The organism is Streptomyces sp. NRRL S-646 (assembly GCF_000720765.1).
Lineage (GTDB): Bacteria > Actinomycetota > Actinomycetes > Streptomycetales > Streptomycetaceae > Streptomyces.
In genome coordinates this window covers 21,452-44,368 of sequence record NZ_JODC01000030.1, presented here as the reverse complement: position 1 = coordinate 44,368, position 22,917 = coordinate 21,452, and the positions used below count along the sequence as shown (strand labels likewise).

Here is a 22,917-nt window from a genome sequence, read left to right as displayed (position 1 = left end):
CCTCACCGGCGCGCTCACCATCTCCTGGCGCAACCCGACACCGCATGGCGAAGTCCGCATTCCAGAAGAAAAGCAGGAGAAAACAACGGGAGGCGGCGGCCTCTCAGAACTGCGTTCAGCAATTCCAGGTGGCCCAGTACCACTTCCCCTTCATCTGGCCGTCCGACAGCCTCACGGGCGTGGTGGTCTGGACGCCCGTGGAACCGCGGCCCGGGTAGTACCAGTAGTAGTGGCCGTGGTTGCGCTTGCCGTAGTGGGCCTCGATCCAGCCCTGGGAGTGCCGCCAGTACGGCGCGAACCACCAGCCGCCGGCCTCACCAGGAGGGACATGGCTCGTGAGCGACTGGCTGGCGCTGAGGGTGGTCCCCACCTGCCAGGTCTCGGTCTGCGTCGAGCTGGCGGACATGCCCGCCTCGATCTCCTTCTCGAGGCCGGCAGAGACCTCCACCGACGTCGACTGCTCGAAGGAGTACGACGTCGTGCGGTCGGTCCGCCACGTGAGGGTCTGGTCGACGGTCTGGCTGCCCGAGCAGTTGTAGATCGGGTTTCCCACCTCCCGGCGCTTGCCCAGCGCGGTCCACGCGTTGACCTCGTGGTACCAGCACTTGGCCTTGCCGTGGTTGCAGTCCCAGACCACGTCCGGCCGGTCGTCACCCCAGCCGGGGCTGGTGTTGGCACTGGCCGATCCGGCAGAGAAGGGGATCAGGAGGACGGCGAGGGCGGAGGTGAGGACGGCCAGTTTTCTGCGGCCGGTCTTCTTCAGGCGCATGGGGGGCTTTCTCCCATCGGGTCGGTCGAAGCAGCGACGGGACGATCCTCGGAGCCCAGGAGTTGACCGACCACCCGTTTCATCAGGGCTGTCAATCCTCCGGCAGGGAAATCAACCCCCGCACACCCTCCGGTACGGGGCGTCTGGAAGGTACGTCCGCCACTGCGCCCGCGTCAGCCCGCTGCCGCCCGCCCGCGCGCACACCTGTGCCACGACCTGCTCGGGATCGACCACGTACCGCTGGAGCGGGACATGCGCGCTGCCCGCGTACAGGGTCGTGCCGTCCGGGCCGAAGGCGAGCGAGTCGAGACGTTCGCCCGACGTGGTCAGCGGTCCGCCCAGGGGCTGCCGGGCGACCACGTCCCACAGCTGCAGGCTGCCCGCGTCGCCGCCGACGGCGAGGGTGCGGCCGTCCGGGCTCAGGGCCAGCGCGCTGACCGCCTCGGGGGTGGTGTCGTGCACGGCGGGGAAGACGTTGCGCAGCACGCCGGCCCGGTGCCGCACCTCCCCGTCCCACAGCGCGACCCGGCCGGTCTGGTCGCCCACGGCCAGCAGGGAGCCATCGGTGTCGAAGGCGAAGGCGCCGACCTGGTCTCCCTGGACGAGATTGCGACCGGTGACGGAGCTGCCAGGGAGCCACGCGAGGCGGTTGTCACCGACCAGGAGCCGACCGTCGGGGCGAACGGCCAGGTCGCCGCTGGCCAGACCGGGCAGGGTCGAGACCCGGCGGTGGCGCCCGGTGTCCCACACCTCGTCGCGCAGCTCGCCGACGGCGGGCGTGCGGACGCCGTACAGCCTGCGGCCGCCGGAGTCCAGGGCCAGGCCGATGACGGCCCCGGTGGAGTCACCGGTCGCCAGGTCCAGGGTGGTACGCACGCGGTGGTGGGACACGTCCCAGAGCGTGATCAGCTGGGGGGCGGCCTCGTAGCCGGCGGCGTAGATGCCGTAGGCGAGTGTGCCGCTGTCCGGGGCGAACGCCATCAGGGGCGTGGTGTCGCCCGGGTCGACCGGGCGTGCGGGATCACGGGAGACGGGGAGAGGAGAAGACGGCAGCGTCCGAACGACGTGGCCGTCCCGGGTGTCGCGGAGCTGGAAGCGGTAGTCGCCGCCGATGCGTTCGGCGGTGGCCAGGGTACGGCCGTCCGGGCTGAGCAGCGCGTCGTCCAGGGGGTGCCCGAGCCAGGCGGGGGTGACGGCCCGGGTGAGGTCGAGTGAGTGGACGGCGCCGCCCTCGAGGTAGCGCAGGGTCGGGTGACCGGGATCCCAGTACAGGCCCCGGTACAGGTGCTGTCCGTCGAGGGCGTGACGGAACACGGGGGCGTCGGGGGAGGACAGCCGCCACACCGTGATCTCCGTGCTGTCGGCCGTCGCCAGGAAGTCCCCTTCCTTGCTGAAGGAGGCGTAGTCCACGCCCGGCTGGGAGAGCTCGGCCACTTGGTGTCCCGACCGGATGTCCCAGACGCGGACGCCGTTCGCGGTGAACGCGGCCAGCCGCCCGGAGCCCAGTACCGGCACGGCCTCGTCGTCTCCGCAGACGTCCGTGGCATTCGTCCAGTCTCCGGACAGAGCGCGATGGCGGGCGGTGTCCCATACCCGTGGTGCGGCCGAGGCGGAGGAGCAGACCACCATCAGCGGACCGCCGGGACCTCGGCCCGCGGCCACGTCGGCGCCGGCCGACCGTGCGGCGAACAGCAGGCGGCCGTCCCGGACGGAACGCAGCAGCACCCGGTCGTCGCCGTCCACGGAGGTCACCAGATAGCCGGCAGCGGTGAAATCGACGATGGAGTAGGGCTTCTCCGGATGGGCCGGGTCGCCGGTCCATGCTCCGGTGGCCGTGTCCCACAGCCGTACGCCGTCGCTCGCCGAGAGCGCCAGCACACGTGCGTCCTCACTAACCGCGACCGCCGTCTGTCCGGCGGGGAGCCGCCCCGAGGCGATGCGGCGGTGGGCGGCCACGTTCCAGGTGCGCCAGGTGCGGCCCTCGACGCTGAGCAGCGTCGAGCCGGAGTCGGCGAGGAAGCGATCGGAGTCGTCACCGGGTTCGGGGTCGGTGAAGGCATCCGTCTCCGGCTGGGCGAGGGAGCCGAGCAGGGACCGGTGGGTCTCGGGAAGTGCGGCCGTCCGCCAGGCGGCCACGCCGAGCAGCAGCGCGGCACGCGGGTCGGTGGTGCGCAGTGCGTCGGCGACGTCAGCCATGTGGCGGGCCGTGTTCTGGGTGCGCTGGGTCTGGTTGTCGTCGTACTCGCGCCAGACGGCGAAGCCCGTCAGCAGGGCCACCGCCAGGACGGCGGACAGTGACACGGTCACGAAGCGGTACCTGCGGCTGGTGCGGGCGGCTGCCCGGCGTTCCGACGCGCGGGCCTCGAGCGCGCAGGTGAGGAACGTCCGCTCCGACACGGTCAGCGCCTGGTCCCGCTCGTGGTCGGGGAACAGCTCCTCGGCGCGGGTCAGCCGGGTGCCTCGGTACAGGGCGCCGGGGTCGTGGTCGTGCTCCAGCCAGGTGCGGGCCGCGTCCGCGAGCATCCGGTGGTGGCGCAGCCTTTCGCGGTCCTGCTCGATCCATTCGTGCAGCCGGGGCCAGCAGGTGATGAGCGCCTCGTGAGCGAGTTGGACGCCGTCCTCGTCGGCGGTCAGCAGCCGGGCACGGGTCAGCCGTTCCACCACGACCGTCGCGTCCGGGGTCGCCCACTCCTCCAGTTCGGAGCGGGCAAGGGAGCGGCGGGTGTCGGGGGTGCCCTGGCCGGGCTCGACCATCCGCAGCATCAGGTGCCGTGCGGTGCGGGCCTGCTCCGGCGACAGGCCGCCGTACACCTTCTCTGCGGTCGCCGCGATCGCGCCGCGCACCCCGCCTGCGGCCTCGTAGGCGGCGAGCATGAGCGTCCGTCCCCTGCGGCGGCGCCAGGTCTCCAGCAGGGCGTGCGAGAGCATCGGCAGGGCGCCGGGTTCGCCCTGGACCTCGTCGATCAGACGGGCGGTCAGTGTCCGTTCGACGAGACAGCCGACCGCCTGGGCCGGGCCGACCACCGCCTGCCGCAGTTCGTCGGCCGCCATCGGTCCCAGCAGCAGCGCGGCACCTCGTAGGGCGTCCGCCAGGCCCCGGTGCTCGGCGCAGCGGGCGTAGAAGTCGGCACGTACGGCGACCAGCACCCGCAGTCTGTTGCCCGGGTCGCGGGCGGCGAGCAGCAGATCGATGAAGCGCGAGCGCTGGTGCGGGTCGCGGCAGAGGGTGAAGACCTCCTCGAACTGGTCCACGACGACCCAGCTCTCCGGCTCGTCCTCGGCCGGGGTGAAGAGGTGTCCGTAAGTCGTGACGGGTGTGGGCCCGGGGGTCATGATCCGCAGCTTCACGGGGCGGTCGCGCTCCGCGCTCATCTCCTGCAGCCGGGGGATCAGGCCGGCCCGCAGCAGGGACGACTTCCCGCTCCCCGAGGGGCCGAACAGCACTGCGAACCGTTGCCGGCACAACAGGTCCCTGACCTCGGTCACCATCCGGTCCCGCCCGAAGAACAGATGGCGGTCGGACGGCTCGAACCGGGTGAGGCCGCGATACGGCGACGGAGCGTCCTCGGGAAGTTCGGTGGGGGCCCGGTCCAGCTCCGCCTCGGCCTCCTTCCACCGGCGTTCCCACTCCCCGGGGTCGCCCGCACAGGCGCGCGCATACCCGAGGACGACGGCGAGCGAGGGCAGCCGCTTGCCCCTGGCGGCTTCGGACAACGTTGCCGAGGAGAACCCCGCCGTCTTCTCCATCATCCGGTAGGAGGGACTGCCCGCGCCCCTGCGCAGCTCCCGCAGCTCGCAGGCGAGCCGCTGCACGGGACCGGCCGTCGGGTCCAGGGGTCTCTCGGGACGCCCCATGCGCTCGTACCTCCATACACCCGGTGAAAAGAGACATCAGGACATCAGGACATCAGGAGCGATGACCATACGAGTGGCCCGGCGACGCCCGAATTGCCCCCAGGTGACGGCCAGGTGAATCCGATCGATCCTTCGGCCCTGACGGGGTTGATTTGCGTGACGTAAGGGAGGTGCCTGCCAACTTTCCGGTGGCGAATCTCAATGAGGCAAGGCCGGATCCCGGCACACCGAACACCTGGAGAGAACAGCGCCATGTCCCGCTTCCAAGCCATCCGTAACCTGTCCACCACGGCCGTCGCGTCGGCCGCGCTCGTCGCCGTCGCCGTCACCGGCGTGAGCGGGCTCACGTCAGGCAACCACCCGTCCTCCCTGGGATCGCAGGTCCAGCTGGCCGACGAAAACGTTCCGACCGACGGTATGAGCTACGACATGACGGTCGGCGTCCACAAGGACTTCGCCAACCGCTACGACGCCATCATCAACGACATCCGTGGCCGACTCAGGGGCACCCACCTCTACGGCAACATCATCCTGACCAGGCCTGTGAACGACTACTTCCCCGTCACCCTGGCCATGGGTGGCAGCCAGGTCACCCTGGTGATCAACGCGAGGGACCTGTACGTCGTCGGCTGGCGCAATGACGGCACGGACACGTACTGGCGGCTGAACACAGGGCCTGCGACCTACGGTGGTGCGCGCCCCCGGAACCTCGACTGGGCCAACTACAACGACATGGAGAGGGCCGCCGGTGTCAGCCGGGACAGCCTGGGCATCTCCATGGGCACCATCCAGGGCGCGATCAGTGACCTGGGCAGCCGTAACAGCACGGCAGCCGGCCGGAACGAGGCGCGGTCCCTGCTGATCCTCACCCAGGCCATCGCCGAAGGCGCCCGCTTCGACTTCATCTCCTACCGCATCAGCCAGGCAATCAGAGGCAGCCACAAGTGGTACCCGGGAACGTCGTCGAGGGTCAGCAGCAACGGGTCGAGCGGCAGCAACATCGACGTGACGGGCATTGACCTCGAGAACAACTGGGACGGCATCTCCAGGGCCGCCCAGAACGCGACCCAGAATCACACCGCCCCGAACTACCGCATCGGCGACGGCCACCTCTGGACGCTGGCGGCCATCGACGCCCAGTTGGCAGTGGCTCTCCACCACTCTCTGTGACACGGCGAGCCCCCTACCGCGCCGGGCGGGGTGGGTGTCGGACGACGCTCACCCCATGGCGGTCCCCACCTCGCCGGCGACTACATCGTCCGCGCCCCGCACCGGTCGCCGGCGCGGGGCGTCGCCGGCGGACGTCGTCCGCCACGACATGAGGAAGATCCAGTACCGCCCTCATCTCATCGACGCATGCCTCGCCGGAACCGGACTGTCACTCATCCCGACGACATCACGAGTTCAAGCTCAGTAGCCACAACGGCACACCCCTGCCTGCAGGCCGCCGTCGCCAACCTCAAAGACGGCCACCAGCCGACGCCGGTGTGGCAAAAACTCACAGCAAGCCTGACGGACCGAATTCCGACGATGCTGCCGCGGAGCTCACCCGCAAACCGGTCAGTGCACTGAATCTTCTACAACTCCGGCTTACGGACGACCAGCTGATACCTGGTCTCACCTACCACCAGTCCAAGGGACGAGAGTGGAACACGGTTGGCATCAAGTTGCCCCCTGCGGAAGCTTCGGCCCTGGCGAACGGCCTCGACCCTGCAAAAGAGGACCATCGTGCGCTGTACGTGGTACTCACACGCGCCCGCCTCAACACCCTCGCCCTCGCCTGATCGTGTCACGCCGCATGCACCCCTTGGCCGAACGTCGCGGACGTCCCCGCCAGGACGAAGGAGTTGCTCCTCGGCACCAGCCGCCCGCGAAGTGCCGCCGCGTCCCCTGGCAGCCCTGTGAAGAGCCGGCTCGAGAAGCAACGAAGTCGCCGGAGTCACTGCTTCGGGCCTGCGGAGGTGCGGCACCACCCCGCGCTGCGGCCGCTTCCAGCCGAGACCAGCCGTCGATCCCCAGACGAACCGTGAAGCCTCCCGGCGATCGACGATCTTCGCCGAAGCGTGACGGGCGCCGTTGGCACCGGGCCGGCGCCCGCCGCCGAGGGAGCGTTTTCCGGATGCCATCCCGTGCGTGAACCGGACCGGGATCCCCCTGGCGTTACCTCTGCTCGAATGCCTGCAATGGTCGCTGCCGTGGTAGGTTATAGGTCGACCACTAACGTAGGAGTGAAGATGACAGTCAAGGAAGACGACACCGCCCGCCGCGCCGCCGCTCAGCACACCCTGGCCGAGCACCTGCGCCTCACCGCCGCAGGACGGGTCGACGAATGGGTGGAGCTGTTCGCCCCGGACGCGGTGCTTGAGTTCCCGTACGCGCCGGCCGGCGTGCCCCAGCGGGTAACGGGGCGCGACGCACTGGTCGCGCACATGAGCAACTTTCCCGAGACCTTCGACGTCGAGTTCGTCGACCTGGTCTTCCACGACACCGTCGACCCGAGTCTGGTGATCGCCGAATTCCGCTCGAAGGGCACGGCGCTGCCGACCGGCAAGCCGTACGAGCAGACGTGCATCTCCGTCGTCCGGACCGATGACGACGCGCGCATCACCCACTACCTGGACTACTGGAACCCGCTGGTGGCGATCGAGGCGCTCACGCCCAACGACGTTCCGTCCGACCCCGACCTCAGCGTGACTTTTGGAAGCTGAGAGGAGCCGTGTTTGACTGACGTCCATGCCTGCCCCCGGCACCAGCACGAAGAGCGACGAACGACGTCGGACCCTCATGGCCGCCGCGGTCGAATGCTTCGCGCAAAAAGGTTTCTACGGCACGACGACACACGAGATCGCAGAGTGGGTCGGCATCTCTCAGCCGTATCTCTACCGCCTGTACCCGAACAAGGAAGCGCTGTTCGCGGCGGTGGTCGACCACGTCTCCGTCGTCATGACCGACACGCTGCTCGCTCACTCACCAGCCTCGGGTGGGGCCGGGCCGGCGCCCGAGGCGGCGTTGGATGCCGCACGCGGCGCCTACGCCGCACTCGTCGCGGACCGGAACATCCTGCGTTTCCTGATGCACGCGAACTGCGCCGTCGCCGAGCCGCTGGTGGCGCAGGCCGTGCGCCGGTGCTACGCCAAGCAGGTTGACACCGTCCGGCGACTGCTGGGCGACGACGAGGCCGTGCGGCGCTGGTTCGGCGCCGGAATGCTCGACAACGTGGTCGCCGTGCTGGGCCTGGCCGACATCGATGAGCCGTGGGCGCACGTCCTCGCCGCTCGATAACCGGGCACCGGCAGTTCGGCGACGACAGCCCCGAGTCTTCCTCGTAGTCCAGGCTCGGCCGGTGGAACTCGGGGCTTCTTCGCCCAGCCGCGGGCAGGCTTCGTCCCGGTCAGCCTCCTCCCGGGCGGGCGCCGGGGCGACGGCCGCGACGGCCTCTGCCGCGGCCCGGTCCTGCTCGGCCAGCCGTCGGCACAGCAGAACCCGAAGACGGCCCTGAACGACATGTCAGACGATCTTCGCCATGGACACCGGCCGACGACCAGCGCGAGTAGCTTCCCGACTCTCACACCAGACCCGTGACCAGCAACTTCACGGCCGGTCACCTTGCCCGAGCCGCCGCTGGAGTTGGAGTTCACATCCCGGTAGCGGGAGTCGTCCGAGTTGTACGCCTTCTTGGTGACGTGGTTCCAGCTGCAGTTCGTGTGCTTCATCGACTGCAGCTGTTGCCAGGCCGCGCCGTAGGCGCCGGGTGCGACCACACCGGGCGCGGTACGTGCCTCGGTGAACTGGGCGGTGGCCTCAGCGGAGTTCTCCGCCTCGTCGGCGCCGTCGTCGTCGCCCTCGGCGGCGAAGGCGGACATTCCGTGGCCGGCGTGCACCGCCTTGATGTGCTGGCGGCCCATCGCGGCCTGGTGGCGTGCCTGCCAGGGCCGAGTCTCGTATCGGCCGATGCGGCGAACGACTGGGTGCTTACCAGCCCGAACGCGGCGGCCACGACGGTGCAGGTTATGACTGTGCGTGGGAGTTCGCGGCGGGCGTCGCGCAGCACGGCCCGTGCCCGCTCCTCGGGGCCGGCCTCGGGCAGGGGCGTGGAGGAGTAGCCGAGCCGAGGGCGGGTGCGGTCGTGTGACCGCGGGGGCGCTGGTGCCGTTCACGAAGCCACCCGGCTCACGATGCCCAGCAGACCGTCGAGCACTGCGAGTACGCCCGCGCTGCGGGCGAGGCTGGACAGGTCGGGGTGGGACCACCCTGCAGCCCGTCGGCGCGTTCCCGGTAGACCTCCCTGCACAGTTCGGCCGCCGGACGGGCGGGGACGGAGAGCGGGCGACCATCGAGTTCTCCGCGGTTGGCGCCGCCGCGCACCTCGACCCAGTCGTGCCGGCCCAGCACTGTGAGCTGCTCGTGGCGTGCCGACGCCCGCAGGTCACGGCGACGATGAGGTGCGCGCCGGAGCGGAAGGTGACGTGACCGGACAGCTGGGTGTCGATGCCGGGGCCGCGTCGCTCCTGGCCGGCGGGGCGATCCGAGCCGGTTCACCGAGCAACTGGCAGGCCAGGGCGAGGTAGTGGGCTCCGAGGTGCACGCTCACTCCCCCGACCGCCGCCTCCGGTTCGGCTCCCCGACCCTCCCGGTAGTGCGCGTCGGATCATGGGCATGAGACCAGAAGGGGCCCACGGCGTCGGCGAACCGTTGCGGCGTCTGGTGCCTCAGGTCCGCGGGTGAGAACGTCCACGAGGAAGCGGCCGTACCCGCCCGGGACGCGCGGGCGACGGTCTGTCTGGAGCACGGAGAGCCGCTGCTCCTCAACGCTGCCAACTGATGGGTGATTGATAGGGAGTTCGGCGTTCGGGCCGCTGCCACTGCACTGCGGGCAGGTCGTCGGCGTCGACGTCTGGCGGCTCACCGGTCCGGGCGAGGAGCACGGCGGTCAGGGCGACCAACTCCTCCTCGCCCGGGTTTCCGGATTCGATACGAATGAGCGGTGACTTGGCGGTCGGGCCGGCCATGTTCGGGTCTCCTTCTTCGACTTTGCTACTGCGGGGGATTGCCGTGCTTGCGCAGGGGCAGATCGGCATGCTTGCCACGGAGCACACGCAGAGCGCCGACGAGAACCTCACGGGTCTCGGCCGGGTCGATCACGTCGTCGATCAGGCCGCGTTCAGCCGCGTAGTAGGGATGCATGAGCTCGGCCTGATATTCCTTGACCATGCGGCGGCGCATGGCATCAGGATCGTCGGCGTCTTGGATCCGACGCCGAAAAATGACGTTCGCCGCCCCTTCCGCTCCCATCACCGCGATTTCGTTGGTGGGCCAGGCGAAGGAGAGATCGGCGCCGACGGAGCGTGAATCCATGACGATGTAGGCGCCGCCGTACGCTTTGCGCAGGATCATCTGGACCCGGGGCACGGTGGCGTTGCAATACGCGTAGAGCAATTTGGCACCGTGGCGGATGATGCCGCCGTGTTCCTGGCCCACGCCGGGCAGAAAGCCCGGCACATCCAGCAGGGTGACCAGGGGAATGTTGAAGGCGTCGCACATCTGCACAAAGCGCGCGGCCTTTTCGGCCGCGTTGATGTCGAGGACACCGGCCATGGACTGCGGCTGGCTGGCGACGATGCCGACCGTGTGACCGTCCATACGGGCAAGGGCGACGATGATGTTCGTCGCCCAGCGTTCCTGGATCTCCATGTATTCGCCGTCGTCTGTGATCTCCTCGACGACCCGGCGCATGTCGTAGGTGCGGCTGCCGTCCGCGGGGACGAGGTCGGCCAGCGACTCGCAGCGGCGGTCCGCCGGATCCGCCGTGAGCTGTACCGGAGGGGGCGTCCGGTTGTTGGCAGGGAGCAGAGAAAGCAGGTAACGGACCTCTTCCAGGCACGTCGCCTCGTCGTCGTAGGCGAAGTGGCACACGCCCGAGGTGTGATGGTGCACGTCGGCTCCGCCGAGGCCGTTCTGGGAGATCTTCTCGCCGGTGACGGCCTGAACGACGTCGGGTCCGGTGATGAACATCTGCGAGGTCTCGCGCACCATGAACACGAAGTCCGTCAGTGCGGGGCTGTAGGCCGCCCCGCCTGCGCAGGGGCCGAGCATCACGCTGATCTGCGGGATGACGCCGCTCGCGCGCGTGTTGCGCAGGAAGATCCCGCCATAGCCCGCCAGTGCGGTGACGCCTTCCTGGATGCGTGCGCCCGCCCCGTCGTTGAGCGAGATCAGCGGAGCGCCGGCCGCGAGGGCCATGTCCATGATCTTGTGGATCTTGGCCGCGTGGGCCTCGCCCAGCGCGCCGCCGAAAATCCGGAAGTCGTGGGCGTAGACGAACACGGTGCGGCCGTGGACCGTGCCCCAGCCGGTGATGACGCCGTCGGTGTAGGGCTTGCGGTGCTCCAGACCGAATCCGCTCGCCCGGTGCCTGCGCAGCGGCTCGACCTCCTGGAACGACCCGTCGTCCAGTAACAGCGCCAGTCGTTCCCGCGCGGTGAGCTTCCCTTTGGCATGCTGTGCGGCCGTGGCCGCGTCGCCGGGGCCCAGCACCGCCTGCTGCTTGATGCGGTGCAGGTCGGCCACCCGGCCGGCGGTGGTCGGGGCGGTCTCGGTGCCGGCGTCGGTGGTCATCGAAGGACGTCTCCTTGTTCGGGCGCGGATGTCGGTACGGGTATGAACCGCCGGGCGTCCTGGATGTACCTGCGTACGGCGAACGCGGTGTAGGCGAGGCCGACGAACCAGCCGATGGGGACCGCCCAGATGATGCCGTGCAACCCCAGGGGGCCATTCAGGAGCGACGCCGTGGGGACCCGGACCACCAGGAACGACAGCATGGTGCACACCAGCGGGAAGACGGTCCTGCCGATGCCGTTCAGGAAGCCGTGGACGACCGCCATCGCCGTGTACAGCAGGAAGAAGGGGTAGGCCATGAGGATGTAGGTGCCGACGATGGCGCGTACGGCCGTGTCGCTGGTGAAGGCCGCGGCGATGTCATGTCGTACGAGGATCACCAGCACGGACTCCGCCAGGGTCCCCCACAGGCAGATGCGCAGCGCTTCGAGCAGGACCCGTCGCGCCCGCTCCGGGGCTCCGGCGCCCACGTGCCGGGCCACGAAGACCGTCACCGCGCCGGACAGGTCCAGGTAGAACCGCCCGGCCAGGGTCTCCAGCCGGGACGCAATGCTGAACGCGGCGATTGCGGCCGTTCCGAACGGGGCGATCAGCGAGGTCAGGACCATGCTTCCGAGGGAGAGGAAGACGTGCTGGATGCCCACCGGGAAGCCCAGCCGCAGGGACGATCCGGCCTGTCGGACCAGATCAGGCAGAGTGCTGCGGTAACGGTGGATCCCGTGCCTGCGGGCCACGAGCACGAGACCGGCCAGAAACGCCACGGTACTTGCCGTCACCGTCCCCAGGGCCGCTCCGCGCACCCCCAGTCCCAGGACAGCCACGAAGCTCCAGGCCAGGGCGATGTTGAGCAGGCTGCTGAACACCATGACGTACATGACGGTGCGGGAGTCGCCGAGTCCGCGCAGGAAGCCGCCCAGCGCGCCGATACCGAAGACGCCGACGAACCCGAGGGACAGCGTTCGCAGATACGTTTCGGCTCCGTGGGCCACCGTGCCGTGGATCCCCATGGCGTCCAGGAAGAAGCCCGTCGCGCAGAAGACCAGCACGACGCACAGGCCGGCCCAGACGACGGCGAAGGCAGCGAGGCCGATAACGGCGTCCTCCTGCCGCTCCGCGTGCCCGGACCCGGTCATCCTCGCGAACCGTATGGCGAAGCCGCTGACCAGACCGAGGAAGACGGCGTTGACCAGATAGAAGATCGGCTGGGCGGCGCCGACGGACGCGAGTCCCTCGATGCCGACGTAGTGGCCCACGATGATGCTGTCGGCCAGCAGATAGGACTGCTGCACATAGTTGGCGACCGACATCGGGATGCTGAATCCGAGAATCGACCGCAACTCGGAGCGATGCTTCCGTCCTGGTGGGTGTTTCCGCACTTCTCTGGTCATCTCCGCCATCTGCATGCCAGGGGCCGGGTGGGCTCCTGCGAGCCCGCCCGGCCCGTCCGGTGCCCTACACGGGGCTTTCCTCTTCGGCTTCCTCCCGCATCAGCTCGACTGCGTCCGCCACAGCGGAAACAGTGCGCTCCATCAGCAGGTCGGCAGCGTCGAACTCGATCTGCAGGCAGGTGGCGATGTTGGACGCCACCGAGGTGGCCATGAGGGAGTCGCCGCCCATGTTGAAGAAGTCGGCTTCGACATCGACGGTGGGGTACCCCAGGGCGTCCGCGAAGCACCGGGCAACGGTGATCTCCTCGTCCCGGTAGACGCCGTCCGGACGTCCCGTCACTTCCACGGAGATCGCGTCGATCTGCTGGCGCTTCTGCTCCGACGCGATCCGCAGCCGGTCCCGCAGTTCGCTCTCGGCCTGCTTCATCTTGGTGCTCACGGTGTCACCGAGCACCGTGTCGAACGACTTGAAGATGTGCACGAGGCTGCCGTCGTAGTTCACTTCCCCTGCAAAAGCACGACGCCGGCGGGAACGGAGCATCTTGTCGATGATGTCCAGGCCGGCGTCGGTGTAGACCGCTTTGAAGGTCGTGTCGAGGTTACTCCCGTAGTCGACGGCCATGCCGACTTCCCGCCAGGCGACCCAGTCGACGGCCACGACGTGACAGTCGTCGCTGCGGCCCATGCGGGCGAGGGTGTCCAGGTAGTAGTTGCCGGCCGCGTAGTCGCCCTGTCCCGGCGAGGGGAAGACGACGGCCACCGACGAGAAGTACAGGATGAAGTCGCAACTCGCGTCCGCGGTTGCACTGTTGAGGACGTACGCCCCGTGGATCTTCGGCCGGACCACGTCGGCGAAGTCCTGCGGATCGCGCAGGGCTATGCGGTTGCGCCCGGGGATCCCGGCGGCGTGGACGATGCCGTCGATCCGGCCGAAGGTCCGCTGCACGTCCTCGACGACGGCCCTGAGGGCATCCGGGTCGCCGGCGTCGACGCAGTGCACGTGGACGCGTGCGCCCTTGCTCTCGATCCCGGCCAGCGCGCGGGCCACCCGGGCCGGCTTCGCGTCGCCGGGCGCGGCGATCAGCTGCTCCCACTCCGCCCGGTCGGGCGCCCCGGACCGGCTCAGCAGCACAAGGTCGATGTCGGGCTGGAGCGTCGCGAACATGTCCGCGACAGCCAGCCCGATCCCGCCGGTGCCGCCGGTGACGAGGTAGGTGCCGCCCGCCTTGAGGTAGTCCTCCTCGGCGCCGGTGCCCAGCTCCGGGAGCTCCTCGAAGACCTCCTGGTACGAACGCCCCTCCCGCAGCAAGTGCAGCCCGGGCTCCGGCCGGGTCATCTCGCGCCACAGCAAGTCGGGGGTGACGTGCTCGTCCACGTCCTGGACGCGGGTCTTGAGATAGGGGAACTCACGGCCGATCACCTTGGCGAGACCGGCCAGCGCGGAGTTCTCCGGAGCAGTGACGGACGCCCCGTCCTCCAGCGCGCAGGCGTTGCGGGTGAGAGCGACGATCCGGGCCCGCACCCCGGAGTTCATCAGGGCCTTGCTCAGCAGGAACAGGCTGTAGAGGTTCTTGGTGACCCGATGGTCCAGGGTCTGGACGTCGGGTGCCTCGGTCTCCTCCAGGGCTAGGGCGTGGACGATGTGGGTGTATCCGCCCCTGAGAATGTGCTCGGCGACCTCCTGAAGGCTCTCGTCCGTGGCCGCGAAAGTGCCCGCCGCCACGTCGGCACCGTCCGCCACGAGCCGCAGGACATGAAGGTCCCCGGAGGGCGGTGCGCCCAGCAGGGCCTCGGCCTCGGTCGCCGGGTCGACGAGGGCCAGCGCCCGCACCTCGCCGGGCCAGTCCGCCGCCAGAGGCTCTTCCGGGAAGACGACGTCGTGCGTGACGGGGTGGTTCTGCGCACTGGGTGCGGAGCCGAGGGAGGTCCGCTCGGACCAGGACTCGGGGAACGACGACCAGCAGCGGCTCTCGTCGAAGGCGTAGAGCGGCAGCTTGACGATACGGCCGGGTGCGGCGCCCTCGTACTCCTCCCATACGACGTCCTCACCGCGGACGTAGCGGGCGAGCGGCGAGTCGTCGGGCTGGGCCGGCCGGGACCAGTCGTCGAGGTTCGAGTGGAGCGCCGGAAGGTCATCGCCACTGCCCTGGGACAGCGCGGTGAGCGCGTCCCGCAGTTCGACCAGGCTCGACACCGGCAGGGCAAGGCGGTACCGGTGAGCGCCTCGGGAGACACGTGTGGTGTAGCAGACGTCGCGGAGGTTCAGCTGCTCGGCGGCTTCCGTGCCGAGGTGGCGGACGTAGGCGTCGACGAGCAGCCGCAGCGACCGCTCGCTGTGGGCACTCAGCGTGAAGATCTGTGGGCCGTCCGCCGCCTCGGGAGCGGCGGCTTCGTACTGCTGGGGGGCTTCACCGAGAACGACATGGCAGTTGGTGCCGCCGATACCGAAGGCGCTGACGCCGCAGTGCCGTTCGCCCTCGACGGGGTTCCATGGCTCTGCCGTGGTGGGGACACGGATCGGGCCGTTCGCGAAGTCGATCTTCGGGTTGGGCTTCTCGAAGTTCGCCATGGGCGGCACGGTCTTGTTCTTCACGGTCAGGGCGGCCTTGATCACGCCGATGACCCCGGACCCTTCGAAGAGGTGCCCGACATTGGCCTTGGCGGTGCCTACCGCGCAGAACTGCTTGTCGGACGTGTGCCGGCCGAACGCCTCCCGCAGCCCCTCGAACTCAATGGGGTCCCCGATGCGCGTCGCCGTGCCGTGCACCTCCACGTACTCAAGGCTGCGAGGATCCAGGCCGGCGTCGGCCCAGGCGTCGAGCAGCAGTTGGGTCTGGGCCTTCTCGTCGGGAGAGGTGATCATCTCCGAGTGGCCGTCGTGGTTGACGGCGCTGCCCTTGATCGTCGCGTAGATCTGGTCGCCTCGTTCGCGGGCCCGGTCGAGCCGGGTCAGTACGACCGCACCCGAGCCCTCGCCGAAGCCGGTGCCGTCGGCATGTTCGTCGAAGGGGCGGGTGAGCCCGTCGGAGGACTCGATGCCGATGTTGCGTTCGGTGCTCTTGACCGGGGAGAGGATGATGCGGGCACCGGCGACGACGGCCATGTCGCAGTCGCCCGTCAGCAGGGCGTTCTTGGCCTGGTGCAGGGCGACCAGGGTTGCCGAGCAGGCCGAGTTGACGACCATGCTCGGACCGTGCAGATCCAGCTGGTAGGAGATCCGGTTCGCCAGCATCGTTCCCATGTTCCCCGTGAGGGTGAGCGGGGTCAGGGAGGGATCGGCTCGGGTCAGGAAGTCGGCGTACGTCTGGCCCGGGTTGACGGAGTATCCGACGAAGACACCGGTGCGCAGATCCCGGATCCTGGGGCCGGAATATCCGGCGTCCTCAAGACTCAGATACGCGTTCTTCATGAGCATCCGCTGGACCGGGTCGGCCATTGCGCCCTGGCGGGGAGTCATGCCGAAGAACTCGTGGTCGAATTGGGCGATGTCGTCCAACCAGTAGCCGTCATGGAAGTCGACCGACGGGTCGGTGAGCGGCTTCACGGCGACGGTCCGCGCATACCGTGTGTAGTCGAGGATGTCTTTCCTGCGTCCCTCTGGAAACGGCTTGCTCGCGCTCTTGCCGCTTACGACCATGTCCCAGAATTCGTCGGTGTTCTTCGCCTGGGGAAGTTCCACCGACATACCGATGATGGCGATATCACGTGTCATTCGCGCTCCTTGTCCGCGATCGCGCGGATCAATCGATCTCGCGGTCGAGCTTGGTCAGGGTGGTGCCGTTCACTTCGCTGAACCGGGTGACACCGAACTCCCGGAGGGTTCGCACCGTCGTGACCCACTGGACGGGGCTGCTGATCTGGGTGCTGAGCAGATTGCGCAGGTGCACGGGGTCCACGAGCTCTCCGGTCGTGGACGACACCACCGGTACGTCGCCCGGTTTGAAGGCACACCGGGCCAGGGCTCGGTCGAATTCGATTCGAGCGGGATTCATGAGCGGGGTGTGGAAAGGGCCGCTGACGCTCAGGGGAGCGACCTTCGTCGCTCCACTCTTCCTGGCCTCCTTGCCGAACGCGCGTATTCCGCTCCGGTCGCCCGCCACCACGATCTGCTGGTCGGAGTTCCAGTTGGCGATGTACACGGCAGCCACGCTCTCGCTGAGGAGCAGGGATTCCACCTGATTCCGGGACAGACCGATGACGGCCAGCATCGCGCCGCCAGTGACGCCGGCCATGGCCTCGGCCCGCCCACGAACGAGGTCGAGGCCGTCCATCAGGTCCAGCATTCCGGCCGCGACCAGGGCGTTGTACTCACCGAGGCTGTGTCCGGCGAAGTAGTCAAACCCGGCGGGCTCGCCGTGTTCGCTCAGGTGCAGGAGTGCGTTGGTGAAGTAGATGGCCGGTTGTGCGTAGCGGGTCTGGCGGAGTTTTCCCTCCGGGTCCTCCAGACACAGTTCGGTGATCGAGTAGCCCAGCAACTCGTCTGCTTGGGCGGTGAGTTCGGGGAAATCTCCGAAGACACCGTCGCCCATTCCCTTCCGCTGGGCTCCCTGGCCCGGGAATATTCTTGCCCGCACAGTCTTCCTCCTTGTCAACGAATGGACGGCACGGGGAAGCGCACCGCCTCGACGCCGGCGGTCCGGAACTCCTCGACCTCCTGACGCAGCAGCCCCAGAGCCTTCGCCTCCCGCCGCTCGAGCGCGAAAAGGCCCCGCTTGATCCGGGCGTCGGAGGATGGCGCTCGCTCCACGTGGTTGAGCGTCGCCTCGTCCAGGACGGAGCACAGGAATTTCATGTTGCGCCTGAACGTTTCCTTCACCCGCTCCGAATGCCGCGTGTGCCTGAGGAAGCGGCAGAAGAGAATGTGCGCTCCGGCCAGCATGGACAGGCTGTTGAGGCCAGGTGCGGCGAACGTGGGCCAGCCCTCCCGTTCCTCGGCCAGACGGTCGTGCAGGAGGTGGTATATCTCGAATGCGTCCTCCAGTTCGAGCACATGCTTCGTGTATGCACGATCGAAGTGGGCCGGATCCGGCTCATCCGCCGAGTTCTTCAGCACCAGGACGTCGGTGAACCACTCATCGGGGTTCGTCTCCCAACCGGACCGTACCGTCTCCCATGGAACTACGAAGTCGGCAAATTCGTGGTTGTCCGTCGCGTCGTCCCTGATGAGGAGTTCGGTGACCGAATCGTCCACACCGCAGGCGAGAAAGGAGTGCGGAAGGATCCCCGACAGGGGCAGCCCCATGCGGCTCATGTATTGCACCTGGTATGCGAATTCCGTGCGGGGCGCGAAGAAGGAGACCGGTTCGTCCCGTGCCACCCCGTCCGTGAGCAAGCTCAGGAACTCGCCCAGACCGAGATGTTCACTGCGCCGCACAGTGAAGCCCAGCTGCCGTAGGTCGTCGTCGCGTGTGTAGGGATAGGGGTACGACCAGCGCAGCTCCTTCTTCAGGTAGCAGTGTTCGAACACTCGGTGCGAATCGTGCAGAGCACCGTGATAGAGAAGGTCGACCGCGGAAGTCTTCGCCGCGACGAGGGCCAGCATCTGGTGCACCCGGCAATTCAGATGTACGGCCGGGTCCTGACTGACGATCGTGTTCAGGCTCTCGATTTTTCGCATAGCCGTCGAGTGCTGCATGGGCGTCCAATACTTGGTCCGGCGAGGGAATAAGAATGGATCTCCTCCGATGCTGCACCTGCGGACTCGGGTGAGCAAGCGGTTTCAACACGCACAACAAGCCCCCCATGCGTCATTCCAAATGGACATTACCGAGATGGGGAATTCCTTGAGGATTCTTTGGTCGAACGATCGTTGAATCCCCTCCCCAGGACGTTTGATGCATGGCACACTCACGCCCGCGGCGCAATGAGAGAGCGCCGGTCCGAAGTGCGGTGCCCGATGGCGCCGGGCCAGACCAGTGGAGGCGGCTGCATGTCAGGTCCCATCCAGTCCCTGACCCGTGCCGCGGCCGCGCTGCGGCTGCTCGCCACGGGTGAGCGCGAGTTCGGTCTCTCCGACACCGCCTCCTTGCTGGGGCTGCCGAAGGGAACCGCGTACGGCATCCTGCACACGCTTCAGCAGGAGGGCCTGGTCGAGCGCGACGTCGAGTCCGGCAGATACCGGCTGGGCCCCGAGCTGGTGCGGCTGGGCAGCAGCTATCTCAGAACACATGAGTTACGGACCCGCGCGCTGGCCTGGGCCGACGACCTGGGCCGGGTCACAGGGGAAGCGGTGCGTGTCGGTGTGCCGCACCGGTCGGGCGTGCTGATCGTCCATCACGTCTTCCGGAGCGACACCACGCGGCAGGTGCTGGAGACCGGATCGGTGGAGCCCGTCGGGGAGACAGCGTTGGGCGCGGTGCTGGACGCCCACGGGGCCGGGACACCCGGAATGCCGACGGCTCCTCGAGAGGTCCTGCACGCCGTCAGGGAGCGCGGCTGGGCCTGCGCCCCCGACCCTGTGCAGGACGGCATGGTCTCGATCGCCGCACCGATCCGCGACCGGCACGGCGTCACCGTCGCCGCCGTGAGCGTCACGGGATTCGCCGCATGCGTGCGGAAGAACGCAAGGGCACGCGAGCCTCTGGTCTCCGCCGTCAGGACCTGCGCCCGCGCGATCTCACACGATCTGGGCGCCGACCACCCGTAGGCCGACGCGGCCACCCGACTCGTCAGGGGCGGCGTTCGAGCTGCTCCGCGAATTCCAGCCACCGCCGGGCACATCCACGGGCCGCCTGGACCACCGTGGACGTGCGGTGTCCGGGTACGGCCTCCACGAACTGCCGCGCCCTGTCGCTCTCCAGGACCAGCGGAACGCTCAACATCTGCAACAGCGCCCGGCCGGCCTCCGTCAGCCGCAGCGAGGGGTCCTTGCGCAGCCTTGCCACCAGCAGACCCATGTCCGCGTCCGCGGGACCGGACGCCGCCTCCACCTGCTTGCTCCGGGCTGCTCCGGCCGGGTCGGCTCCGGCCACGGGCCCACGGAACCTGCGCGGGACGGGATCCTCGCCACGGCGCATCCGCTCCCGTACGTCGCGGGCGGTGGCCAGAGCGACACCGGCGTCCGCGGCGATCTGCCGGAGCGAGGCGTCGGGCCGCTCAGCCAGCAGCAGGCCGGCACGCCTGCGCCCTTCAGCGGGGTCCACCGGCCGCAGCCTGCCGTCCCTGCCCTCGCGCGTGTTCAACTGTTCGCTCCGGACAGTTGAACGCTTGCGTACGGCGGCCACCGTGCCCGCGGTGACTCCAGCCGCCGAGGCGATCAGACGGTCCGACCACTGAGGATGCGTGCCCAGTATCCGCAGGACGGCGGCCGCGCGATCGGCCTGGGTCAGCGGCAGCCCCCGCGACGTGTTCAACCGCACGGCCTCGACGAACACGTCCTCCACGGTGCCGTCGAAATAACAGACATCGATCTGGCCCTCCCCGCGAAGCCGGGCGGCCTGGACGCGGTGGACCCCGTCGACGATGCGCAGGGTGGACCGGTGCACGACGATGGGGGGCAACGGCCCGGCGGTCCGGGCCAGCTTCTGCACATGTCCCGTGTCCACGCCCCCGGTACGCGGCGAGTCGGAGAACCGCAGCGCGTCGAGCGGCAGGGTCTCCGCCAGGGGCCGACCGCCAGGGTCGGACTCTTCCTGGCCTGCGGTCTGCCCGGCGTCGTTCACTAATCGCCCCGAGTTCACACGACACGACGCTAGACAGCGGACAGCAGAGCGTCAATGCGTCCGCTGCAGCGGATGAACCCACTCCGGCCACCACGGCCCGCCCCTTCGCGAAGCCCTCCGGACACGGCTCCAACCGACGTAGTTCGGCGCCTACTTCCAGGTCACCGCTCTCACGAGCCGTCAGCACAAGCGGAGTGACGCCCGTCGCCGACGAAATAATCGCGTTTTCAACCGTGGTGAGGTTGGCCGGATCATGCTCACCCCGTGTCGCGAGACGGTCCACACTGATCTCAGGTGGCGCTGTCCACTGCAGCGGACGGATGAAAGGTGGCTTATGGACCGGGATGGGCCAGCTCCCCGAGACACGAGTCGGCCTCTGCTGCACGACCTCGACGTACGTCTTGGCGGTCTGATCGCGGCCCTGTACCCCGACGAGCGCAAACGTCCGGGATACGCACGGCTCGCCCGGCTGATCCGGGAGAGGACCGGCGGAACAATCTCAGCAACCTATCTGTGGGAGCTTGCCACCGGCAGAAAACACAATGTGACGCTGGAACAGCTCGCAGTGCTCGCCGAGTTCTTCGGCGTCCCGCTGGAGTACTTCATCAACGACGAGGTGTCGCGCCGGGTCAACGCGCAGCTGGCACTCGCCGTCGCACTCCGCGACGCCAGGGTGCGCAGCCTCGCGCTACGGGCCGAGGGCCTGTCGTCCGCCAGCCTGGACGCCCTGCTCACCATCGTCAACGAAGCCCGCCGGGTGGAGAACCTGGAACGCGTCAGCGAACAGCAGGGCTCCCCGTCGGACACCCATGACACCGACCAGTACGACGCCGATCACCAGCCGGACCCCTCCGAGGCCCAGAGACCCTGATCCCCCCACACTTCCGGCCCCTTCGAACTCCGCCCCCCACGCGAAGAAAGGTCCCCGCCGCGGACACCCATGTCGAACGGATCACTCAAGCTGCGCCGTCGCTGCCAAGCGGTGATCGACGGGCTCGAACTCCCCCACGCCCTGTCCATCGAGGTCCTGTGCCGCCATCTCGCAGCGCGGCGCGCGAGACCGATACGACTTCATCCGCTGCCGCCTGAGGCAGCCGCTGTCGGCGCCTGCGGCATGTGGCTGGCCACCGACGCCGAGGACCACATCTTCTACGAACGGCGCACCGCGCTCCTCCACCAGGAGCACATCGTCCTCCACGAGATCGGGCATCTGCTGTTCGACCACCGAACGCCGGCCCTCGACGGCGAGACCGGCTGGGACGTGATCCTGCCCGACCTCGACATGAGCACGGTGCAACGGCTCCTGCGCCGCACGAACTACGCGACCGACCAGGAACAGGAGGCGGAGCTGTTCGCCAGCTTCCTCGGAACCCGTATCAGCGAGCCCTCCCGCCAGCGCACCGGCGGAGTTCTCGGCAGACTGGAGGCAGCCATGGGGGTCGACTCGCCGCACGGCACGGCATGACCCACGACGCCGCCGCGCTCGGCGCCGGGCTCCAACTGCCCAGCGTGCTGCTGCTGTGGATCGCCGTGCTGCTGCGCGCCCCGTCCGGCCTGCGCTCCGCTGCCCAGCGCGGCGTGCTGCTGGCCGTGGCCACCGCGGCCGCGGCCATGACGCTCGATCTGCCGGCGGTCCTGCACGAGGCCGCCCGCCACAGTGAGGCGAACGTCGTCGCCGGGGCAAGGAACGCCCTGGGTGTGCTGTCCGCGGGAGCCCTGCTGTACTTCGTCGCCCAGGCCACCACCGACGTCCGCGGCCTCAAGGCGGCCCTCGCCCTTGCCACCGGATCCGTACTGGCCGTCCTGTTCGCACTCGATCTCGCGGCGGAGCCGCACCTGAGGATCGCCGTCCCCGTCAACGGGCCGCCGACTCCCTCTCTCCTCTACTGGCTCGTTCTCATGAGCACGCATCTGGGGGCCAACGCCTTCTGTGTCCTGATGTGCCTGCGCTACAGCGCGACTTCAGCGAGCCGGTCCCTGACCCTCAGCCTGCGCCTGTTCGGCCTCGGTACGGCTCTGGTCGGCATCTACTGGCTGGGCTGTCTCCTCCGGGTCACCACAGGCGAGCGATGGCCCCTGCCCTGGCTTCCCCTGCTCATGGATCTGCACGGCGTGCTGCGCGCCCTGGCCGTCCTGGTGCCCACGTACTCCGTGTTCCGGCGTGCCATGGCGGGCATCGCCACTGCCTGGCGCCTGTGGCCGATGTGGAGCGATCTCGTCATCGCCGTTCCGCACGTTGCCCTGGCCACGCCGCGTCACCGCGTCTGGGACGTCGTGTGGCCTCGGATCCCCTATCACGTGCTCGCCTACCGCCGGATCATCGAGACGAGAGATGCGATTCTGGCGCTCACGGACCATGGCTCCCCTCTCGCTCCGCCGGCCCGGAGTACGCCGGGCCCCGAGGCGGCCGCGGACGCCGCCGCCCTGGCCGCCGTCGTCAAGAGTGCCCGGGAGGCGAAGCTTCGGGGCCTTGCCCCGACGCCCCACACGTCAGGCTTCAACTCTGCGGGCAGCACGGATCTCGCCGGCGAGAGGGCCTTCCTGCTCCAGATGGCCAAGACGTATCGATCCGTGCCCACGCACGTCGGCCCGGATTCCGCACCCCCGGCGGGCAGTTGAGTACGGTGAG

At 68.7% G+C, this 22,917-nt stretch carries 16 protein-coding genes; 7 read left to right on the top strand and 9 right to left on the bottom strand.

Annotated elements, in window-relative coordinates; all coding sequences use genetic code 11:
• Positions 1–115 precede the first annotated feature (115 nt).
• Both IH68_RS0144795 and IH68_RS0144790 read right to left on the bottom strand, forming a co-directional pair.
• Positions 116–769 carry a hypothetical protein gene (locus IH68_RS0144795; RefSeq protein ID WP_030948378.1) on the bottom strand — a complete coding sequence of 218 codons (654 nt, stop codon included), beginning with the start codon at positions 767–769 and terminating at the stop codon, positions 116–118.
• Between the two features lie 111 nt (positions 770–880).
• Complete coding sequence (locus IH68_RS0144790; protein WP_030948375.1) at positions 881–4,624, bottom strand: hypothetical protein; 3,744 nt, start codon at positions 4,622–4,624, stop codon at positions 881–883.
• A 252-nt stretch (positions 4,625–4,876) separates the two neighbouring features.
• Here IH68_RS0144790 and IH68_RS0144785 point away from each other — a divergent pair, with 252 nt between their 5' ends.
• From IH68_RS0144785 to IH68_RS0144775, 3 genes are all read left to right on the top strand, one after another.
• A complete protein-coding gene (locus IH68_RS0144785) occupies positions 4,877–5,794 on the top strand; it encodes a ribosome-inactivating family protein (RefSeq protein WP_030948371.1) in 918 nt (305 codons plus the stop codon).
• A 1,064-nt stretch (positions 5,795–6,858) separates the two neighbouring features.
• Positions 6,859–7,332, top strand: coding sequence for a nuclear transport factor 2 family protein (locus IH68_RS0144780; protein ID WP_030948368.1), 474 nt, complete (start codon positions 6,859–6,861; stop codon positions 7,330–7,332).
• Positions 7,333–7,408: 76 nt separating this feature from the next.
• Positions 7,409–7,906: a TetR/AcrR family transcriptional regulator gene (locus tag IH68_RS0144775; protein WP_234341798.1), complete on the top strand. Its 498-nt coding sequence runs from the start codon at positions 7,409–7,411 to the stop codon at positions 7,904–7,906.
• A gap of 1,523 nt (positions 7,907–9,429) precedes the next feature.
• Here the strand turns inward: IH68_RS0144775 and IH68_RS0144765 are convergent.
• From IH68_RS0144765 to IH68_RS0144740, 6 genes are all read right to left on the bottom strand, one after another.
• The gene (locus tag IH68_RS0144765; protein ID WP_030948364.1) at positions 9,430–9,633 is read right to left on the bottom strand and encodes an acyl-CoA carboxylase subunit epsilon; all 204 of its coding nucleotides are present in this window, start codon (positions 9,631–9,633) and stop codon (positions 9,430–9,432) included.
• Positions 9,634–9,658: 25 nt separating this feature from the next.
• Positions 9,659–11,239: an acyl-CoA carboxylase subunit beta gene (locus IH68_RS0144760; RefSeq protein ID WP_030948361.1), complete on the bottom strand. Its 1,581-nt coding sequence runs from the start codon at positions 11,237–11,239 to the stop codon at positions 9,659–9,661.
• Positions 11,236–12,546 carry an MATE family efflux transporter gene (locus IH68_RS0144755; protein WP_159403845.1) on the bottom strand — a complete coding sequence of 437 codons (1,311 nt, stop codon included), beginning with the start codon at positions 12,544–12,546 and terminating at the stop codon, positions 11,236–11,238. The genes IH68_RS0144760 and IH68_RS0144755 overlap by 4 nt, the downstream gene beginning before the upstream one ends.
• 145 nt (positions 12,547–12,691) lie before the next feature.
• Positions 12,692–16,339, bottom strand: a complete 3,648-nt coding sequence (locus IH68_RS52165; protein WP_030948356.1) for an SDR family NAD(P)-dependent oxidoreductase — start codon at positions 16,337–16,339, stop codon at positions 12,692–12,694.
• Between the two features lie 28 nt (positions 16,340–16,367).
• Entirely contained in the window at positions 16,368–17,201 is an 834-nt protein-coding gene (locus tag IH68_RS0144745) for an ACP S-malonyltransferase (protein WP_030948354.1), read from the bottom strand.
• Between the two features lie 14 nt (positions 17,202–17,215).
• Positions 17,216–18,262 carry a hypothetical protein gene (locus IH68_RS0144740; RefSeq protein ID WP_159403844.1) on the bottom strand — a complete coding sequence of 349 codons (1,047 nt, stop codon included), beginning with the start codon at positions 18,260–18,262 and terminating at the stop codon, positions 17,216–17,218.
• Positions 18,263–18,556: 294 nt separating this feature from the next.
• On the opposite strand from IH68_RS0144740, the gene IH68_RS0144735 reads away from it, so the two are divergent.
• On the top strand, positions 18,557–19,273 hold the full coding sequence (locus tag IH68_RS0144735) for an IclR family transcriptional regulator (RefSeq protein ID WP_030948351.1): 717 nt from the start codon (positions 18,557–18,559) through the stop codon (positions 19,271–19,273).
• A 22-nt stretch (positions 19,274–19,295) separates the two neighbouring features.
• Here the strand turns inward: IH68_RS0144735 and IH68_RS0144730 are convergent, their stop codons facing one another.
• Positions 19,296–20,306, bottom strand: a complete 1,011-nt coding sequence (locus IH68_RS0144730) for a cell cycle transcriptional regulator TrcR (RefSeq protein WP_199931999.1) — start codon at positions 20,304–20,306, stop codon at positions 19,296–19,298.
• A gap of 526 nt (positions 20,307–20,832) precedes the next feature.
• Here IH68_RS0144730 and IH68_RS58775 point away from each other — a divergent pair.
• From IH68_RS58775 to IH68_RS0144715, 3 genes are all read left to right on the top strand, one after another.
• Entirely contained in the window at positions 20,833–21,159 is a 327-nt protein-coding gene (locus IH68_RS58775; RefSeq protein WP_234341797.1) for a hypothetical protein, read from the top strand.
• Between the two features lie 69 nt (positions 21,160–21,228).
• A complete protein-coding gene (locus tag IH68_RS0144720) occupies positions 21,229–21,753 on the top strand; it encodes a hypothetical protein (protein WP_030948342.1) in 525 nt (174 codons plus the stop codon).
• Complete coding sequence (locus tag IH68_RS0144715) at positions 21,750–22,907, top strand: MAB_1171c family putative transporter (RefSeq protein ID WP_051834044.1); 1,158 nt, start codon at positions 21,750–21,752, stop codon at positions 22,905–22,907. Before IH68_RS0144720 ends, IH68_RS0144715 begins: the two co-directional genes overlap by 4 nt.
• The last annotated feature ends 10 nt before the right edge of the window (positions 22,908–22,917 follow it).

Excerpts from the sequence above, each read along its gene's own strand:
- IH68_RS52165 (WP_030948356.1), bottom strand. The coding sequence starts at position 16,339 with ATGACACGTGATATCGCCATCATCGGTATGTCGGTGGAACTTCCCCAG.
- IH68_RS0144760 (WP_030948361.1), bottom strand. The coding sequence starts at position 11,239 with ATGACCACCGACGCCGGCACCGAGACCGCCCCGACCACCGCCGGCCGG.
- IH68_RS0144795 (WP_030948378.1), bottom strand. The coding sequence starts at position 769 with ATGCGCCTGAAGAAGACCGGCCGCAGAAAACTGGCCGTCCTCACCTCC.
- IH68_RS0144735 (WP_030948351.1), top strand. The coding sequence starts at position 18,557 with ATGTCAGGTCCCATCCAGTCCCTGACCCGTGCCGCGGCCGCGCTGCGG.
- IH68_RS0144775 (WP_234341798.1), top strand. The coding sequence starts at position 7,409 with ATGGCCGCCGCGGTCGAATGCTTCGCGCAAAAAGGTTTCTACGGCACG.
- IH68_RS0144765 (WP_030948364.1), bottom strand. The coding sequence starts at position 9,633 with ATGGCCGGCCCGACCGCCAAGTCACCGCTCATTCGTATCGAATCCGGA.
- IH68_RS0144720 (WP_030948342.1), top strand. The coding sequence starts at position 21,229 with ATGTCGAACGGATCACTCAAGCTGCGCCGTCGCTGCCAAGCGGTGATC.
- IH68_RS0144715 (WP_051834044.1), top strand. The coding sequence starts at position 21,750 with ATGACCCACGACGCCGCCGCGCTCGGCGCCGGGCTCCAACTGCCCAGC.
- IH68_RS0144785 (WP_030948371.1), top strand. The coding sequence starts at position 4,877 with ATGTCCCGCTTCCAAGCCATCCGTAACCTGTCCACCACGGCCGTCGCG.
- IH68_RS0144790 (WP_030948375.1), bottom strand. The coding sequence starts at position 4,624 with ATGGGGCGTCCCGAGAGACCCCTGGACCCGACGGCCGGTCCCGTGCAG.
- IH68_RS0144740 (WP_159403844.1), bottom strand. The coding sequence starts at position 18,262 with ATGCAGCACTCGACGGCTATGCGAAAAATCGAGAGCCTGAACACGATC.
- IH68_RS0144780 (WP_030948368.1), top strand. The coding sequence starts at position 6,859 with ATGACAGTCAAGGAAGACGACACCGCCCGCCGCGCCGCCGCTCAGCAC.
- IH68_RS0144755 (WP_159403845.1), bottom strand. The coding sequence starts at position 12,546 with ATGTCGGTCGCCAACTATGTGCAGCAGTCCTATCTGCTGGCCGACAGC.